This is a genomic window from Streptomyces sp. NRRL WC-3618 (assembly GCF_001280005.1).
Lineage (GTDB): Bacteria > Actinomycetota > Actinomycetes > Streptomycetales > Streptomycetaceae > Streptomyces.
In genome coordinates this window covers 19,206-36,230 of record NZ_LGDW01000480.1, presented here as the reverse complement: position 1 = coordinate 36,230, position 17,025 = coordinate 19,206, and the positions used below count along the sequence as shown (strand labels likewise).

Sequence of the window (17,025 nt, the reverse complement as noted above, 5' to 3'; positions counted from 1 at the left end):
GGGTGCGGGGTTGTTGTGGCTGGTCGCGCAGTTCCCCGCGCCCCTTTGGGGGGGCCTGGTCTTACCGTCCGATGAACTGGGGGCCCTGCGGTGGTAGGCGGAAGTCCGGGGACGGGGCCGGGGATGTTCCTACCGGCTGGGGGTAGCCATAGGCCGGAGGGTTTGTGTTCGGGCTTGTGGGCTGGGGATAGCCGTAGGTCTGCTGCGGAGGAAGGGTGGGCGGATGCTGGACTGTGGTGGCCGCCGAGGGGTCCACGGGCGGGGCGTTCGTGGTGTCGGGAAACGGTTCCGGGGCCGGCTGGTCCTCCACCGAGATACCGAAGTCCGTCGCCAGACCCTCGAGACCGTTCGAATAGCCCTCGCCCAGGGCGCGGAACTTCCAGCCGTCGCCGCGTCGGTACAGTTCGCCGCAGATCAGCGCCGTTTCCTCACCCGTCTCCGGCTTGACGTCGAAGTACGCCAGCGGTGCGCTGTCCGTCACCCCACCGTCGTACAGCACGATGCGCAGGGACCGTACGCGGTCGAAGGGGACGCCGTCCGCCGAGGCGATCAGCAGAATCTGTCCGACTCCTGACTCGACACCGCTCAGATCCGTCTGGATGGTGTCGGTGAGGCCGTCGGCCACCCGTTTCTTGCCGAGCCGCCAGACCTTGCCCGAGGGGTGGCGGGGCTGGTTGTAGAAAACGAAGTCCTCGTCGGAGCGCACACGACCGTCGGGGCCGAGGAGGAGCGCCGAGGCGTCGACATCCGGAACCCCCTGGCCGGGCGTCCAGCGCAGCACCGCGCGCACCGTCGTCACTTCGAGTGGGACGTTCGACCCCTTCAGCATCGCGTGCGTCATGCGGTCATCCTGCCTTCTCGGTCCTGGTCACGACAACGCGGGGGCATCGGTTCTGCTTGTCCGCGTTACCTGAACTTCATTCTCAGTGGGAACCCCTGACATGGATCCCTACGTACTATTACCGGCCACCCTTCAACACTCGGCCGACACTCGATCATCACTCGACCGGCAGCCCAGCCTCCACGGGGAGTTCCATGCGTCATTTCGGGCACATCGCCCCTGAGGTACGACAGCGTCTGTTCCACCAGGAGCCGTGCGAGTTCTCCGCCGACTCCCCGGCCCGGGTGCTCGCCACGGCCCTGGGGGCCACCCTGTACAGCCCGGCCACCCGCCCGAACCTCGCCGACGCCGTCGTCAAACAGGTCGCCCGCGGTGTCGTCTCGATGGTGCTGTGCCTGGAGGACTCGATCGACGACTCGGAGGTCGAGGCCGCCGAGGAGAACCTGGTGCGGGAGTTCGCCGTGCTCGCCGAGCGCCCCGACGCCGCCACCGGGCTGCCGCTGCTGTTCATCCGGGTCCGTACGCCCGAACAGATCCCCGACCTCGTACAGCGCCTCGGGGCCACCGTCCGGCTGCTCTCCGGGTTCGTGATGCCGAAGTTCACCGAGGAGAGCGGGGTGCCGTTCCTGGAGGCCCTCGCCGACGCCGAGGCCGCGAGCGGGCACCGGCTGTTCGGCATGCCGGTGCTCGAATCCCCCGAACTCATGTACCGGGAGACGCGCGTGGAGACCCTGGAGGGCATCTCCCGCGCCGTCGACAAGTACCGCGACCGCGTCCTCGCCCTGCGCCTCGGTGTCACCGACTTCTGCTCCTCGTACGGGCTGCGCAGAGCGCCGGACATGACCGCGTACGACGTCCACGTCGTCGCCTCCGTCATCGCCGACGTCGTCAACATGCTGGGCCGGGCCGACGGCACCGGGTTCACCGTCACCGGGCCCGTCTGGGAGTACTTCCGGGTCCAGGAGCGCATGTTCAAGCCGCAGCTGCGCCGCAGCCCCTTCCTGGAGGGGCACGCCGAGGACCTGCGTGAGACGCTGATCGAGCACGCCATGGACGGGCTGCTCCGCGAGATCAGCCTCGACCAGGCCAACGGTCTGCTCGGCAAGACCTGCATCCACCCCTCACACGTACTGCCCGTGCACACCCTGTCCGTGGTCAGTCACGAGGAGTTCAGCGACGCCCAGGACATCCTGCGGCCCGAGCGCTGCGGCGGAGGCGTCCTGCGGTCGGCGTACACGAACAAGATGAACGAGGTGAAGCCGCACCGCGCCTGGGCCGAGCGGACCCTCCTGCGCGCCGAGGTCTTCGGCGTCGCCAACGAGGACGTCAGCTTCGTGGAGCTCCTCACCGCCGGTATCCCCGACTGACCCGCCGTCCGCCCGGCATCCTCCCCACCCCGACGAACACGCAGACGAAAACACATAGGGACTCATGAACAACGCTGTGCACAACGGGGTCTGGTCCGGGACCTGGGTCGCCGAGCGGCTCGGGGTAGAGCTCGTCGGCGACGACGCGCTGCCCGAGCTGCTCGGGCTCGCCCTGCGGCGCAACCCCAAGCGGGCGCACCTGCTGGTGTCGAACGTGCTCGGCAAACACGTCCCGCAGTCGCCCGCCGTCGTCTACGACCAGGGCTTCGCGTTGGGCGAGCGGGTCCGCGAGCTGCTGGGCGCCGACGAGTCCCGGCGCGCCGTCGTCCTCGGGTACGCCGAGACGGCCACCGGCCTCGGCCACTGCGTCGCCGACGGCGTGGGCCTCGCGCCCTACCTCCACTCCACCCGGCGCCCGGTCGACGGCGTAGCCCGGGCGGGCGGCTTCGAGGAGTCCCACTCGCACGCCACCTCCCACCTCCTCCTCCCGGAGAACCGAGACCTGCTGGCCGGCCCCGGCCCACTGGTCCTCGTCGACGACGAGTTCTCCACCGGCAACACCGTCCTCAACACCATCCGCGCCCTGCACGAGCGCTACCCGCGCGAGCGGTACGTCATAGTCGCCCTGGTCGACATGCGCGCAGCGGCGGACGTGGCCCGCCTGGCGGACTTCGCACAGGAGATCGGCGCGCAGGTCGACCTGGTGGCAGCGGCGAAGGGCACGGTGCGCCTGCCCGAGGGCGTGCTGGAAAAGGGGCAAGAACTCGTAGCCGAGTACGAGAATCCCCACCCAGGGGCGCGGGGCAGTGACATGTGCGGCTCCGCCGCGCGGGCGCGACAAGCCACAACGAGCCCGCAGTCGCCCCACAACCAGCCCACCCGAGTCGAACTGCGCTGGCCCCGAGGTCTCCCGGACGGCGGCCGCCACGGCTTCACGCCCGGCCATCGAATACGCCTGGAGACCGCACTCCCGGCGATGGCGGCAAAGCTCGCCGAAACCCTCCCCGACGACGCCCGCCGCATCCTCGTCCTCGGCTTCGAGGAGCTGATGTACGCCCCGCTTCGCCTCGCCCGCGAGCTGGAGCAGGTGAGGGAAGGCGTCGAGGTCCGCTACTCGACGACCACCCGTTCCCCCGTCCTCGCCGTGGACGACCCGGGGTACGCGATCCGCAGCCGCCTCGTCTTCCCGGCCCACGACGACCCGGCCGACGGCCCCGGCGAGCGGTACGCCTACAACGTGGCCGGCGCCGGCTTCGACGCCGTCGTCGCGGTCGTGGACTCCGCCGCCGACACACCGCGACTGCACGCCCCCGACGGCCTGTTGGCCACCCTCGCCGCGCACACGCCGAACGTCGTGCTCGCCGTCGTCCCCAGTTACGTACCCGCACCCTCGCACGTACCCGAAAGGCCCCGCATGCTGCCCGAGCCCCTCCGTGGTCCCGCGTTCTCCTCGTACCCACCGGACGAGGTCGGCTGGCTGCTGCGGGATCTCTCGGACGTCCAGCTCGAGGCGCCCACCGAGGAGCGCGAGGAGGCGATCCAAGCGGGCGGCGCGCACTACGCCGAGTCGCTGCCGGTCGAGTACCAGCCCAGCGAGCAGTATCAGGAGCTGTTCCGCGCCGCTCTCGACACCTCCGCCGCCCGGATCGCCCAAGCCGTGGGCGCGGTCACGGAGTTGGTGCTCTCGGAGCGTTCACCGCGTCCGGTGCTCGTCTCGCTGGCGCGCGCGGGGACCCCGGTCGGCGTGCTGATGCGCCGCTGGGCCCAGCACCGGCACGGGCTCGAACTGCCCCACTACGCCGTGTCGATCGTCCGGGGCCGGGGCATCGACGCCAACGCGCTGCGCTGGCTGGCCGCCCACCACGACCCCGCCGACGTCGTGTTCGTCGACGGCTGGACCGGCAAGGGCGCCATCACCCGCGAACTCGCCGACGCCATCAAGGAGTTCGAGGCGTCCGACGGCATCACCGGCTTCGACCCGGAGATCGCGGTGCTCGCCGACCCGGGTTCCTGCGTCCGTACGTACGGCACCCGCGAGGACTTCCTCATCCCCTCCGCCTGCCTCAACTCCACGGTGTCGGGCCTGATTTCACGGACCGTCCTGCGCGCGGACCTGGTCGGCCCCCACGACTTCCACGGCGCCAAGTTCTACCGTGAACTCGCCGACGGTGACGTCTCCGTGGACTTCGTCGACGCCGTCGCCGCCCGCTTCCCCGAGGTCGCGGACGCCGTCGACACCACGGTGAAGGACCTGCTGGCCGCCGACCGCGCCCCGACGTGGGAGGGCTGGGCGGCAGTTGAGCGGATCAGCGAGGAGTACGAGATCCACGACGTGAACCTCGTCAAGCCCGGCGTCGGCGAGACCACCCGGGTGCTGCTGCGCCGCGTCCCCTGGAAGATCCTGGCCCGGGCCGGAGCGGGTGCCGACCTCGACCATGTACGCCTGCTCGCCGAGCAGCGGGGCGTACCCGTCGAGGAGGTGGCCGAACTCCCGTACACCTGCGTGGGGTTGATCCACCCCAAGTACACCCGGGGTGCGACCGGCGCCGACGGCAAGGCGGTGTCGGCATGAGTCCCGTCCTCGTCGCCAGCGATCTCGACCGTACGCTCATCTACTCCGCCGGCGCCCTCGCGCTGACCATGCCGGACGCCCGGGCGCCCCGGCTGCTCTGCGTCGAGGTGCACGAGGCCCGGCCGCTGTCGTACATGACGGAGACGGCCGCCGCCCTGCTCACCGAACTCGGCGACGAGGCTGTCTTCGTACCGACGACCACCCGCACCCGTAAGCAGTACCTGCGCATCAACCTGCCGGGCCCGGCATCGAAGTACGCGATCTGTGCGAACGGCGGTCACATCCTCGTCGACGGTGTCGCCGACCTCGACTGGCACGCGCGGGTGCAGGCGCGGCTCGCGGACGAGTGCGCGTCCCTGGACGAGGTCCAGGAGCATCTCGCCGCCACCGCCGACCCGCTCTGGGTGCGCAAGCACCGTATCGCCGAGGACTTCTTCGCCTATCTCGTCGTCGAGCGGGAACTGCTCCCCGAGGAGTGGGTGAAGGAACTGACGGTCTGGGCGGAGGTCCGCGGCTGGACGGTCTCCCTCCAGGGCCGCAAGATCTACGCCGTCCCGAAGCCGCTCACCAAGAGCGCGGCCATGCGCGAGGTCGCCCGCCGCACCGGCGCGACGCTCACTCTCGCCGCCGGTGACTCCCTGCTCGACGCCGACCTGCTCCTCGCCGCCGACCGGGGCTGGCGCCCGGGGCACGGTGAGCTGGCGGAGACGGAGTGGACGGCGGAGACGATCACCGCGCTTCCCGAGCGGGGGGTCGCGGCGGGGGAGCGGATCCTTCGGGAGCTCCTGCGGGAGACTCGGGAGCGCTCCGTTTGAGGTGACCCGGGGCTGTTTGTCGGTTTGGTGCGGCGCCGTTGCGGCTGGTCGCGCCCACGCGGCGCAGCCGCATAGCGGATGCAGCCCCGCGCCCCTTTGAGGGCGCCGAACGCGACCAGCGCCACGGCGCACCCGGCGATGGCGAGGCCCCCGCCGGGTGCGCCGACCCCGTACAGGGCGGTGACCCACTGGGGTGCGGCCGTCGTGGCTGTCATTCGGCCAGGCTGGGAAAGCCAGCCTGAAGGGACCCTGAACCGTCCCCGGCGGGCCCCGCACCTCCCCTACGGGCCGGCCCTCAGCCGCAGCAGCCCCCACCGCAGCAGCCGCCACCGCCTCCGCCGCCGCGCGGTGTTGACGCCGGTGCGGACGCCGAGCCGCCGACGGCGACCGTCGACAGGAGCTTCACGGTGTCGTCGTGACCGGCGGGGCAGTCCGCGGGCGCGGCCGACTCGGCCATCGGGCGGCTCAGTTCGAACGTGTCTCCGCAGGTGCGGCAGCGGTACTCGTAGCGAGGCATGCGCACAGGTTAGTCCCCAATTGCTCGCGGCGCGGAGCCAGCCGGTTTTCGACGGTGGCTCGTTCTGTTCATTCCCCGTGTGGAGAACGTGCGAAGATCGCTGGTATTTTATGTTTGCCGCGATGAGCCGTTAGGTCGGGGAATCAGGTCTGCGCGGAGTGCTGAGGGGTGTGGGGTGACTCGGAAACCGGATGAATCGGACGCCACTCTGCAATTCCGGATATCCGATCTGGACATTCCCGACGCCGAGAAGGAATCGCCCGAAACGGGAAGCGCCGGACCGAAAAACAGGCGCGAAGCCCGATTAGCTCGTAAAGCCCACAGGGTTGTTCTCTCACTGCTCCTCGCCCGCGCGGCGGCCCTCGCGCCCAAGTACCCGCGGCCCGGCCGCACCGGCTGGCGGCGCTGGATGCCCTCCTGGCGCCAGTGGTTGGGGGGTGCGCTGACGTCCATCGGGGTGAGCGCCCTGCTGCTGGGCATCGCCTACGCGGCCACCGACATTCCCTCGGATCTCAACACGTACGCCACCCAGCAGGACAATGTGTACTTCTGGGCCGACGGCACGCCCATGGCCCGTACCGGCTGGGTGCAACGGCAGGCCATGCCGCTCAATGAGATCCCCGAGGATGTCCGCTGGTCGGTGCTCGCCGCCGAGAACGCGAGTTTTTACAGTGATTCCGGCATTTCTCTCAAGGGGCTCAGTCGCGCCCTTTTCCGTACCATCGGCCAGGGCGACACGCAGGGCGGATCCACCATCACCCAGCAGTACGTCAAAAACGTCTATCTCAACCAGAACCAGACGATCGGCCGCAAGTTCACCGAGGCGATGATCTCCCTCAAGCTCGACAACCGGATGAGCAAGGACGACATCCTCGAGGGCTACCTCAACACCAGCTGGTTCGGCCGCGGCTGCTACGGCATCCAGCGCGCCGCCCAGGCCTACTACGGCAAGGACGTCAGCCGGCTCGACGCGGGCGAGGGCGCGTTCCTCGCCTCCCTCCTCAAGGGCGCCGGTCTGTACGACCCGACCCTGAGCAGCGCCAACCACGCCCGCGCCGTCGCGCGCTGGTCCTGGACCCTCGACCGGATGGTCAAGATCGGCAAGCTGACGAAGGCCGAGCGGGCCAAGTTCACGAAGTTCCCCGAGCCGCTGAAGCGCAACCCGCTGTACGACACCGGTGAGCAGACCGACTACCTGCTGGAAGTGGCCTCGCAGTACGCCAAGAAGGCCGGCGGGATCTCCGACAAGGACTTCGACCTCGGCGGCTACCAGGTCTACACGACGTTCGACCGCGCACGGGAGCGCAAGCTCGCCGACTCCGTGGCCAAGGCCCGCAAGAAGGCGCTGAAGGGCGATCGGAACGCCGCGAAGACCGCGCACTACGGCGCCGCCTCGGTGACCGCCGACGGCCGGATCCTCGCCGTGTACGGCGGCCCCGACCACCGTACGCAGGGCTACAACGAGTCCAACTCCACCACCGTCCCCGCCGGTTCGGCCTTCCTGCCGTTCGTGTACGCCGCCGGTCTGGAGCACGGCGTCCAGCGGAGGCGGGACGACGAGAGGACACGTGTCACCGGACAGACCCTGTACGACGGCGACGACGACGTGCCCGTGATGACGCCCGAGGGGCCCTACTGGGACCGCAGCGGCAAGAAGGTGGCCGCCAGCAACGACGGCGACCGGTCCTACGGGCGGATCTCCCTGCGCCGGGCGCTCGAGCTGTCGGTGAACACGCCGTTCATGCAGCTCGGCATGGACACCGGCCTGGCCAACGTCCGCGCGACCGCCGAGGCCGCCGGTCTGCTGCCCGGCAGCATCGGGGCGCAGGTGCCCGCGCTGTCGACGGGCACCTCCACGCCCAGCGCGATCCGCATGGCCGGCGGCTACACCACGTTCATCGCCGGCGGCAAACGCACCGAGCCGTACTCGGTGCGCAAGATCACCCGCAACGGCATCGGGATCGTCCTCCACACCCCGGCCCCGACCCGGTCGATCAGCGCCGAAACGGCCGAAGAGGTCACCTCCGCGCTCGCCGACTCCTTCCGCGCCGCCCACCCCGTCGCCGCGGCGTCCGCCGTCGGCAAGGTGACGGGGAAGGCGGGGACCACCCCGGACGACACCGCCTCCTGGTACGTCGGCACGCACGACTTCGTGTCCACGGCTGTCGTCGTCTACCGCATCGACCTGACCAAGAGCCTCGAGCCGCTGCCGTTGAAGGGCCTCGCCGGGACAGCCGACGACAGCGTCCCGTACGGCATCTGGTCCGGCGCCATGGGCCCGCTCGGCTGACCACCGGACGGGTATAACCCACCCCTCGAAATGAGCAGCACATGAAGCAAGCGTCGGGCCGCCGTCGCAAATCCCAGGCAACGGCTCCCCCCACCCCCAGCCGCCCGCGGATCGCGGCGTACCTCGTCGTCGCGTCCCTGACCGTCGCGTCCCTCACCGCCGGATACCTGGTGCTGGGCCGCACCGACCGCACCGCACCGACAGCCTCCGTGGAGTCCGGGGGAACCGTGAAAGCCTCCGCGAAGGTGGCCGCCGAACCGAAGTGGGACGGCAAGGTCAGGGTCCTGGGCGACGGCTCCACCTCCTACACCGGCCCGCAGCCGGGCCGGTTGAAGCCCGCACCGCTCAAGCCCGGTGAGAAACCACCCCAGTTCGTCGTCTTCTCCTGGGACGGCGCGCTGTCGGGCGACGACCAACTCTTCGAGCACTACCGGGAGATGTCCGAGAAGTACAACGCCCATATGACGTACTTCCTCACCGGCATCTACCTGCTGCCCAAGACCAAGGCCAACCTCTACCAGCCCCCGCAGCACCCCAGGGGATCGGCGGCGATCAGCTACGCCACCGACGAGCACATCCGCACCACCCTCGACCAGCTCGGCAAGGCGTGGCGGGAGGGCAACGAGATCGGCACCCACTTCAACGGCCACTTCTGCGGCAAGAAGGGCGGCGGCGACTGGAGTGTCGCCGAGTGGAAGAGCGAGATCGACCAGTTCTTCTCCTTCGTGGAGAAGTGGAAGACCAACACCGGCTACACCGACCTCGCCCCGCTGCCGTTCGACTTCAAGAAGGAGGTCACCGGCGGGCGCGCCCCCTGTCTGGAGGGCCAGAAGAACCTGCTGAAGGCCGCCAAGACCTACGGCTGGCGCTACGACGCGAGCTCCGCGGGCGACTTCCAGATATGGCCGGCGAAGAAGAACGGCATCTGGGACTTCCCGCTGCAGATGCTCCCGTACGACGGCGGCGACTACCAGGGCCTCTCCATGGACTTCAACTTCCTCTACAACCAGTCGAAGGGCGAGACCAACGGGGCTCCGGCCAACTATCCGCGGTGGCAGCAGGAGACCATCGACGCCTACAAGGCCGGCTTCGACCGGGTGTACTACGGCAGCCGTGCCCCGCTGTTCATCGGGAACCACTTCGAGGAGTGGAACGGCGGCATATACATGAAGGCCGTCGACGCGGTCATGGAGGCCGTGTGCGCGAAGGCGGACGTCAAGTGCGTCTCCTTCAAGGAACTCACCGACTGGCTCGACGTCCAGACCCCGGCGACGCTGGAGCGGCTGCGCGGCCTGGACCCGGCGCAGTCACCGGACTGGTCGACGGTCGTGAAGTAGAGGTGGCGAATCGACGGCGGTGAAGGGGCCGTTGATAAGTGACGGACCATCAATGTGCTTGCCGGTGAAGGGGTATCCCCGTTCACGGGTGCTCCACATGACATGCGAAACTTCCACAACCCGGCACCCCCCATCGCCGGGGCAAGAGGGGATACATACGTGAAGTCAAGCACCATGGGCCGTACGCGCCGCCGCACCGCCATAGCCGTCGCGGCCGCCGCCTCCGTCGCCGCGGGAGCGGCGCTGCTGCCCGTCACCAGCGCGAGCGCGGCGACCGCACGCTCGGCCGCCCCGGTCGTGGACCAGCAGACCAGGGCCACCTTCCAGCGCCTGGCCGACGCGGTCTTCACCGACCGCACGGACGCGCTGGTCGACGGCGCGCCGGGCGCCCGGAAGAAGCCGCTGACCAAGGGCTTCTCCGGCGACGTCAAGCTGTCCGCCGCGCTGGCCCGCAGCGAGAACGCCGCCCTGTCCTCGCTGGAGCAGCGCAAGGACCGCCTCGCGGCGCTCGGCGAGAAGTACAGCAAGGCCGACACGACCGTCACCCTGAACAGCACCCGCCTCCACGGCACCAAGGCCGAGGCCGAGGTCACCGAGACCACGACCCTGACCTACAAGAAGGTCCGTGGCGGCGAGCCCAGGAACACCGGCTTCCAGGCCCACCACAAGCTGACGTTCACCGCCGACGCACGCGGCGACTGGCAGCTCACGGGCATCCGGAACACCGACACGGCCGCCGGCATCGCGGTGAACCAGCCCGCCGAGCCGTCCTCCGGCGCGCGCGTCGCCAGGGTGGCCGCCGACACCATGCCCAACGCTCCCCGCGCCGCGACCACCCGCAACGCACCGGCCAACGCCAAGAACCTCACCACGGGCGCCTACGACTACAAGGCCATGGTCGCGTACGCGGACAAGTACTGGAGCAACTACAACACCGACTACCCGAACTTCAACGGGCACACAGCCGGTGGCGACTGCACCAACTTCGTCAGCCAGGTCCTGAAGGCCGGCGGCTGGAAGCACGTCCCCGGCTATGTGTACGACTACACCCGGTGGTTCGGCAACGCCGACATCCAGTCGGACTCTTTCGTCGGCGTCAACGAGTGGTCCTGGTTCGCCCAGAACTCGAAGCGCATCACCAGCCTCGCGTACGTCTACCAGATGGACGTCGGCGACGTGCTGCAGATGGACTTCAACAGGGACGGGTCCAAGGACCACACGATGATCGTCACGTACCGCAGCCCCCAGGGCCTGCCGTACATGACCTACCACTCGTCCAACACTCACAACCGGTCGGTGGCGAGCATCATCGCGTCGGACCCGAACTCGTACTACTACGCCTACCGCACCTGACAGCCCCGGTCCCGCCGCTTCGGCCCCCCACCCGGGCCGGGGCGGCGGGCGCCGTCGGCGCCGTGGCGGGGTGCGCTCAGTGGGCGGTCATCCCGCGCTCCTCGCGGATACGGGTGACCACGCCGGCCGCCGTGCGGCGCACGCCCTCCGTCTCCGTCAGGAAGTGCCAGTAGTCGGGGTGACGGCCCTCCAGCCCGGCGATCGCGCGCTCCAGCCGGGCCACCGACTCGTCCAGCGGGCGGGCGTCGCGAGGGTCCGGGGTGGTGCGCCCCGACATGGCCAGCCGCTGCGCGTCCCGGATCGCGAAACGCGTCCGATCGATCTCGCCCCGAGGGTCCTTCTGTACGGCGTTGAGCCGCCGCAGCCGGTCCCCGGCCGCCGACACCGCCTCGTCGGTGGTGTTCAGCAGCGCCCGCACCGTCGACAACAGCGCCGTCGCGTCCGGCCAGCGCTGGGCATCCCGCGCGGCCTGCGCCTCCTTGAGCCTCGCCTCGGCCTGCCGTACGTGGTCCGTGGCCTGTTCCGGTACGTGCTGGAGGTCCTGCCAGCACTCCGCCGAGAACCGTCTGCGCAGTTCGCTCAGTACCGGCTCCACCTGCCCCGAGCGGGTCGTCAGAGCCTCGGCGCGGGTCCGCAGCGACACCAGCCGGTGATCGATCTCGGCGGCCCGCTCCGGCAGCCGCGCCGCCTCCGCCCGCACCCCCTCCGCCTCGCGCGCGACCCGGTCGGCCCGCTCCAGCGTCTCCGCCACACCGTGCTGGCCGGCGCCCTGGTTGAGCCGGGTCAGCTCGGGCCCGAGGACGGCGAGCCGGGCGGCGAGGTCGTCCGCCCGCAGCCCCGATCCCCGTACCGCGTCCAGCGCGTTGGAGGCGGCCAGCAGCGACTGGCGGGCGCGCTCCACGGAGGGCGCGAGCCGCGCCAGCTGCGTCTCGGCCTTGCCGAGCAGCGGCCCGAGCCCGGCCGCGAAGCGGTCCAGGTCCTGCTTGACCCGCCCCAGCTCCTCCTTCGCCCGGTTCAGCTCGGACCGGGCGTGGCTCGCGGCGGACGCCTCGAGGTCGTCACGGTCGAGATCGTGGGCGTCGACGGCGTTGATGTACTGGCCGCTGGCCTCGTCGATCCGGCGCCCGAGCCCCTCGAAGTCGGCGACCGCGCGCCGGGCGGCCGGGGTGTCGTCGACGGCCTTGATGGTCTCTATCGAGATCCGCAGATCCCGCTGGGCGGTGTCCAGTTCGTAGAAGGCGGCGGCAGCGGCGTCCTTCGCGGCCTGCGCCTCGGCACGCTGGCTCTCGGCCCGCCCGCCGAACCACCGCCGGGTACCACCACCGGCGAAGGCGGCGGGCACGGCGAGGAGCAGCGGCAACGGGAGCAGTACGAGTGTCAGCGCGTCCCGGGCGGCGGCGCGCACACCGGTGCGACGGGACTCGGGTGGCCGGTGCGGCGCCGGGTGGGGCGACTGGTGCGCGCGCGGCGCAATCGGCGTGTACGGCTCAGAAGTAGTCGCCGTCACATCCCTCTCCCGTGCTGTGATCCGCCCTGCCCGGTTCATTCTCCCACCGGTAGAGGACGAACACACGGCCCGGTCGGTTCGCGCTGCGCGTACCCGGTCGGGAATCGAGCCGCCCACCCGGCGCGCACGGGGCCGGCGCGAGGCTCACTCCCCGGCGAACCGCACCCGTATGCTCCCGTCCTGCGTCTTCGCCGACACCACATGCGTACTGCGCGCGGTGCGCGGCACGGACACCTTTACGGAGCCGTCGTCGGAGTCCGCCGTCACGCGGTACCTCTCGCGGGGCAGCTCGATCGTGAGCGAGCCGTCGTCGCTGCTCGACTCGACGAGGTCCGGCACGGCGGCGAGTTCGAGCCGTACCGAGCCGTTCTCGGAGTGCGCCCGCACCTGCTGGGAGCGCACACCGAGGGCGCGGATCGAACCGTCGTCGGTGGACAGCTTCAGTGGACCGGTGGAGTCCTTCACGGTGACGGCGCCGTCCCCGGAGTGGATGTCCAGGGCCTGGTCGAAGCCGCGTGCGGTGACCCTCCCGTCCCCGGTACGCACGACGACGGAGACACCGCGCGGCACCTCGATCCGGTGCCTGGCGGAGCAGTCGGCGACCACGCCCGAGCACTTCACCCGCAGTTCGAGCCGGTCGTCGTCCATGGACCACGTCACCTTGGGATCCTTGCCCAGAGCGACGGAGCCCTGGAACCAGCGGGTGACCTCGATCCGGCCCGGCTCGGTGGAGTCCGCCGCGACGATGTCGAGCCCCGAGTCGTTCGAGTCCACGGTGAGCGTGTGCCCGCGCAGGTCGAAGGAACGGTGCTCCGGGTCCTTGTCGTCCCCGGCGGAGGCACAGGCCGACGCGGTCGCGACGAGGGCGGCCACGACGCCGGTGATGGCGATGACACGGGTGCGGGTGCGGGTGCGGGTGCGGGTGCGAGTACCGGTGCGCGGAGACGCTGAACGGGCCATGGTCCTACTCCCCCTGAGGCGAACGCGGGACCGGTGATCGGCGATCGGTGGAGCCGGCCCTGCGACACTCTTCGACCGTACGGAGCCGGCGCCCGCCCGGGCATCCGGGACGCTCCCCGAAGAGAGGTGGGGAAAACCCCCGAATCCAGGCCCCGGGATCTCGGGGGCGGATACGGGTTTGCGAGGCAGGGCCCCGGGCAATGTAGGCTGACGACTCGTCCTGGGCGCGTAGCTCAGTGGTAGAGCGCCGCCCTTACAAGGCGGATGTCGGCGGTTCGAAACCGTCCGCGCCCACGGGACTAGCACGCAGGTCAGCGTGCAGTGCGGCCCCTCGTCCATGATCGGACGGGGGGCCGTTTCCATGATCGAAGCCACATCGACGCCACAATCCCCCACAGGGAGTCTTACAAAAGCGGATGTCGGCGTTTTCGAAACCGTCCGCGCCCACCAGGATGGTCAGGACGCCTGACAACAGTCGAAGCCTCGGTTTCGCTGCCGCCACCGGCCCCGGACTCCCCGTCCGGGGCCGGTCGCGTGAGCGGTCGGACGACCTCCGTACGGAACCGTGGCCTCCACATGGTCAACACAGTCTTGTCATGGTGTGATCACAGGATGCTCGGTTTCCTCCTCCGTCTCCTGCCCTTCTGGGTCCGCGAGCCCCTGCTCATCGTGATCGGGTCCGTTTTCGGCGTACGCATCATGTATCTCGCCGTCCGTGATCAGGATCTGGTCGGGGCCGGTATCGGCGCGGTGTTCCTCCTGGTCGCCGCCGTCAGTGTCCACGCGGTGGTCAAGGCCCTGCGAGCACGCCGCGCCCCGAGTCCGGCGGTCGCGACCCCAGCACCGGCAGCCGTCCCGGCAACGGCACCCGCCCTGGCAGCCGCCCCGGCAACGGCACCCGCCCTGGCAGCCGCCCCGGCACAGGCACCCGCCTCGGCCCCCGCACCCGCCCCGGTCGGGCCGCCTCCCGGTCCGGGCGTCGTGGAGAAGGAACCCAACGAGTGGGGCCAGGCCCTCGCGGCCGTGGCCGTGTTCGGGGTGATCGCGGCCGTCCTGTGGGTGGCCCCCCACATACTCCCGTCCGACGAGAACAACACCCCGCAGCCCGCTTCGTGTTCGGACGGAGAACACGAGGCAACGCCGATGCCCTACAAGAAGACGCCCCCGCCCGTGACCGGGGAAAAGCTGTGCGAGGCGGTCAACCGGCCGGACCTGGCGAAGCTCCTCGGAACCCCGTCGGAGATCGCGAACAGTGCTTCCGCCAGCAACGGCATCGCTCCGCTGACCGATGGGAAGGTCGCCCAGCCGGAGGCCCAGATCGACTTCGACACCTACACCGTGAATGTCACCGCCACTTACAACCACCTGTCGATCGAGCAGTACGTGAAGCTGATGAAGTACGGGAGTGAGCAGGACATCGAGACCCTCAAGGTGCTCGGCCGGCCTGCGGTCCTCTCCTCGGACCACACCATGAGTATCGAGATCAACTTCGGGAGCGGCGGGTCCGGGTCCGGCGGACCGGTCGGGCAGGGTCCCCTGGCCAGAACGCTGACCGTGGCTCTCGACCGCGCCGACCGGGGCGGCTACTACGACGTCACCGTGTGGAGCAAGTCCGGGGCCCTCCCGGACGACGGCGCGCTCCGTGCCATCGCCGAGAGGATTCTTCCGGCGATCCCGGAACGGCCTGCGCGATGAGGCAGCGCTGACGTCCTGGCCAGGAACTGGCGAGCGCGATCAGCTGACATGACAGGTGACGCGATCAGATGAGTGGCCCCCGGTGATTTCGCCGGGGGCTGTTTCGTGTGCGGTGTGGTGAACGCGACCTTCGGGCCGGCTCCGTGCGGGCGCCGGATATCGTGAGCGGCAGTGCCCGGTGGGATAAGAGAGGTTTGCGGTGTCGGACGTGTCGGACGAGGGACGGCTCATCGCCGGGCGGTACCGGCTGACCGAGCAGATCGGCCGGGGCGGCATGGGCACGGTCTGGCTGGCCGCCGACGAGATGCTCAACCGCCGCGTCGCGCTCAAGCGGTTGCACGAGGACGCCCGGTACGCCGGCGACGAGCTGGCCCTCATGTACGAGCGCACCCGCCGTGAGGCGCAGAGCGCGGCCCGGATCGCCCATCCGAACGTGGTCGTCGTCCACGATGTCGTCGAGGACGACGGGCTGCCGTGCATCGTCATGGAGTACGTGCCCTCCACCACTCTCGGCGCCCTGCTCAAGAGCGGCGGAACCGTTTCACCCGAGGAAGCCGCCCGCGTGGGCCGGGGAATGGTCGGCGCGCTGCGGGCGGCCCACGAGGCCGGCGTACTGCACCGTGACGTCAAACCGGGCAACGTCCTGCTCACCGAGAGCGGCCGGGTCGTCCTCACCGACTTCGGCATCGCCACGGCGACCGGCACGAGCACCCTCACCCGGACCGGCGAGATCGTCGGCTCCATCGACTACATGGCACCGGAGCGCGTCCAGGGCGACACCCCTGGCCCCGCCTCCGACCTCTGGGCGCTCGGCGCGACCCTCTACCAGGCGGTGGAGGGGCAGCCCCCGTTCCGCAGGCTCACGCCGGTCGAGACGGCGTACTCCATCGTCACCGGCACCCCGGAGCCGATGAAGAAGGCCGGCCCGCTGGAGCCGCTGATCACCGCCCTGCTGGCCAAGGACCCGGCCGAGCGGCCCTCGGCGGAAGAGACGGAACTGGCGCTGCGGTCGGTGTCCGAGGACACGGAGCCGCGCGCGTGGTCGGGGTCGATTCCGCTGCCGACGCCGGAAGAGGCCACGGATCCCGACCGCACCGGCAACACGCACCGGAGGACCCGTTCCGCCAAGGCGGCCCCCGACAAGCGCGGCGGCGGGCGTGGGCGCCGTACCGCGCTGTGGAGCGCGGTCGCGGTGATCCTGGTCGCCGGGGGCACGGCCGGGGGCGTGTACTACGTGAACTCGGCCGGTGACGACACACCGGGCGCGGGTTCGGGGCCGAACCCCACCCCGGCGTCCTACGCGCCCTCGCCCGTCCCCGACGGCTACCAGCTGGTCACGGAGGAGGCGCTCGGCATCGCCTTCCCGGTGCCGGACGGCTGGAAGCTGAGGAAGCGGAGGTCCGGCGAGGTCAGCTATGTCGACGAAAAGACCCGTTTGGCCAGCCTCACCATCGGCATGGTGGACCCGGCGGGCGATCCCTTGGCGCACTTCAAGGAGATCGAGGCGAACACGAAGATCAACTATCCCGGGGACAAGTACCGCAAGCTCTACATGCAGCGCACGACGTACCGGGGCCAGAAGGCCGCCATCTGGGAGTTCACCATCCAGGGCCGGGCGCGTGTCTTCCACGGCATCGAGCTCGGCTTCGGGGAGGAGGGCGGCCGGGAGTACGACATCTACGTCTCGGCGCCCGATGAGCAGTGGGACACCTTCCGGCCGGTCTTCGACCGGGTGCGGGAAGGATTCCGCATCACGTCCCCGTCCTGAGGC

Annotated in this window: 12 protein-coding genes and 1 tRNA gene; 9 read left to right on the top strand and 4 right to left on the bottom strand. The window is 70.2% G+C overall.

Annotation, left to right across the window (positions count from 1 at the left end):
* Positions 1–61: 61 nt before the first annotated feature.
* Complete coding sequence (locus ADL01_RS37685) at positions 62–841, bottom strand: TerD family protein (RefSeq protein ID WP_053746575.1); 780 nt, start codon at positions 839–841, stop codon at positions 62–64.
* A gap of 194 nt (positions 842–1,035) precedes the next feature.
* On the opposite strand from ADL01_RS37685, the gene ADL01_RS37680 reads away from it, so the two are divergent.
* The 3 genes from ADL01_RS37680 (at position 1,036) to ADL01_RS37670 (ending at position 5,595) form a co-directional block, all read left to right on the top strand.
* Positions 1,036–2,208 (top strand): HpcH/HpaI aldolase/citrate lyase family protein, encoded by a 1,173-nt coding sequence (locus ADL01_RS37680; protein WP_053746574.1) that lies wholly within the window; start codon positions 1,036–1,038, stop codon positions 2,206–2,208.
* 64 nt (positions 2,209–2,272) lie between these two features.
* A complete protein-coding gene (locus ADL01_RS37675) occupies positions 2,273–4,780 on the top strand; it encodes a phosphoribosyltransferase (RefSeq protein ID WP_053746573.1) in 2,508 nt (835 codons plus the stop codon).
* Complete coding sequence (locus ADL01_RS37670; protein WP_053746572.1) at positions 4,777–5,595, top strand: hypothetical protein; 819 nt, start codon at positions 4,777–4,779, stop codon at positions 5,593–5,595. The genes ADL01_RS37675 and ADL01_RS37670 overlap by 4 nt, the downstream gene beginning before the upstream one ends.
* A 295-nt stretch (positions 5,596–5,890) precedes the next feature.
* Here the strand turns inward: ADL01_RS37670 and ADL01_RS37665 are convergent, their stop codons facing one another.
* Positions 5,891–6,112: an FmdB family zinc ribbon protein gene (locus tag ADL01_RS37665; RefSeq protein ID WP_053746579.1), complete on the bottom strand. Its 222-nt coding sequence runs from the start codon at positions 6,110–6,112 to the stop codon at positions 5,891–5,893.
* A 142-nt stretch (positions 6,113–6,254) separates the two neighbouring features.
* Between ADL01_RS37665 and ADL01_RS37660 the strand changes: the two genes are divergently transcribed.
* From ADL01_RS37660 to ADL01_RS37650, 3 genes are all read left to right on the top strand, one after another.
* A complete protein-coding gene (locus ADL01_RS37660; RefSeq protein WP_420719779.1) occupies positions 6,255–8,402 on the top strand; it encodes a transglycosylase domain-containing protein in 2,148 nt (715 codons plus the stop codon).
* A gap of 41 nt (positions 8,403–8,443) precedes the next feature.
* A complete protein-coding gene (locus ADL01_RS37655) occupies positions 8,444–9,739 on the top strand; it encodes a hypothetical protein (protein ID WP_053746571.1) in 1,296 nt (431 codons plus the stop codon).
* 159 nt (positions 9,740–9,898) lie between these two features.
* Complete coding sequence (locus tag ADL01_RS37650; RefSeq protein WP_234354937.1) at positions 9,899–11,092, top strand: amidase domain-containing protein; 1,194 nt, start codon at positions 9,899–9,901, stop codon at positions 11,090–11,092.
* 76 nt (positions 11,093–11,168) lie between these two features.
* Here the strand turns inward: ADL01_RS37650 and ADL01_RS37645 are convergent, their stop codons facing one another.
* A complete protein-coding gene (locus ADL01_RS37645; RefSeq protein WP_053746569.1) occupies positions 11,169–12,599 on the bottom strand; it encodes a hypothetical protein in 1,431 nt (476 codons plus the stop codon).
* Between the two features lie 144 nt (positions 12,600–12,743).
* Positions 12,744–13,559, bottom strand: a complete 816-nt coding sequence (locus tag ADL01_RS37640) for a DUF4097 family beta strand repeat-containing protein (RefSeq protein ID WP_078961006.1) — start codon at positions 13,557–13,559, stop codon at positions 12,744–12,746.
* A 222-nt stretch (positions 13,560–13,781) separates the two neighbouring features.
* Between ADL01_RS37640 and ADL01_RS37635 the strand changes: the two genes are divergently transcribed.
* The 3 genes from ADL01_RS37635 (at position 13,782) to ADL01_RS37625 (ending at position 17,022) form a co-directional block, all read left to right on the top strand.
* Positions 13,782–13,853, top strand: a tRNA-Val gene (locus ADL01_RS37635).
* Between the two features lie 318 nt (positions 13,854–14,171).
* Positions 14,172–15,254, top strand: coding sequence for a DUF6215 domain-containing protein (locus ADL01_RS45080; protein WP_053746568.1), 1,083 nt, complete (start codon positions 14,172–14,174; stop codon positions 15,252–15,254).
* Positions 15,255–15,462: 208 nt separating this feature from the next.
* Positions 15,463–17,022 carry a serine/threonine-protein kinase gene (locus ADL01_RS37625; protein ID WP_053746576.1) on the top strand — a complete coding sequence of 520 codons (1,560 nt, stop codon included), beginning with the start codon at positions 15,463–15,465 and terminating at the stop codon, positions 17,020–17,022.
* The last annotated feature ends 3 nt before the right edge of the window (positions 17,023–17,025 follow it).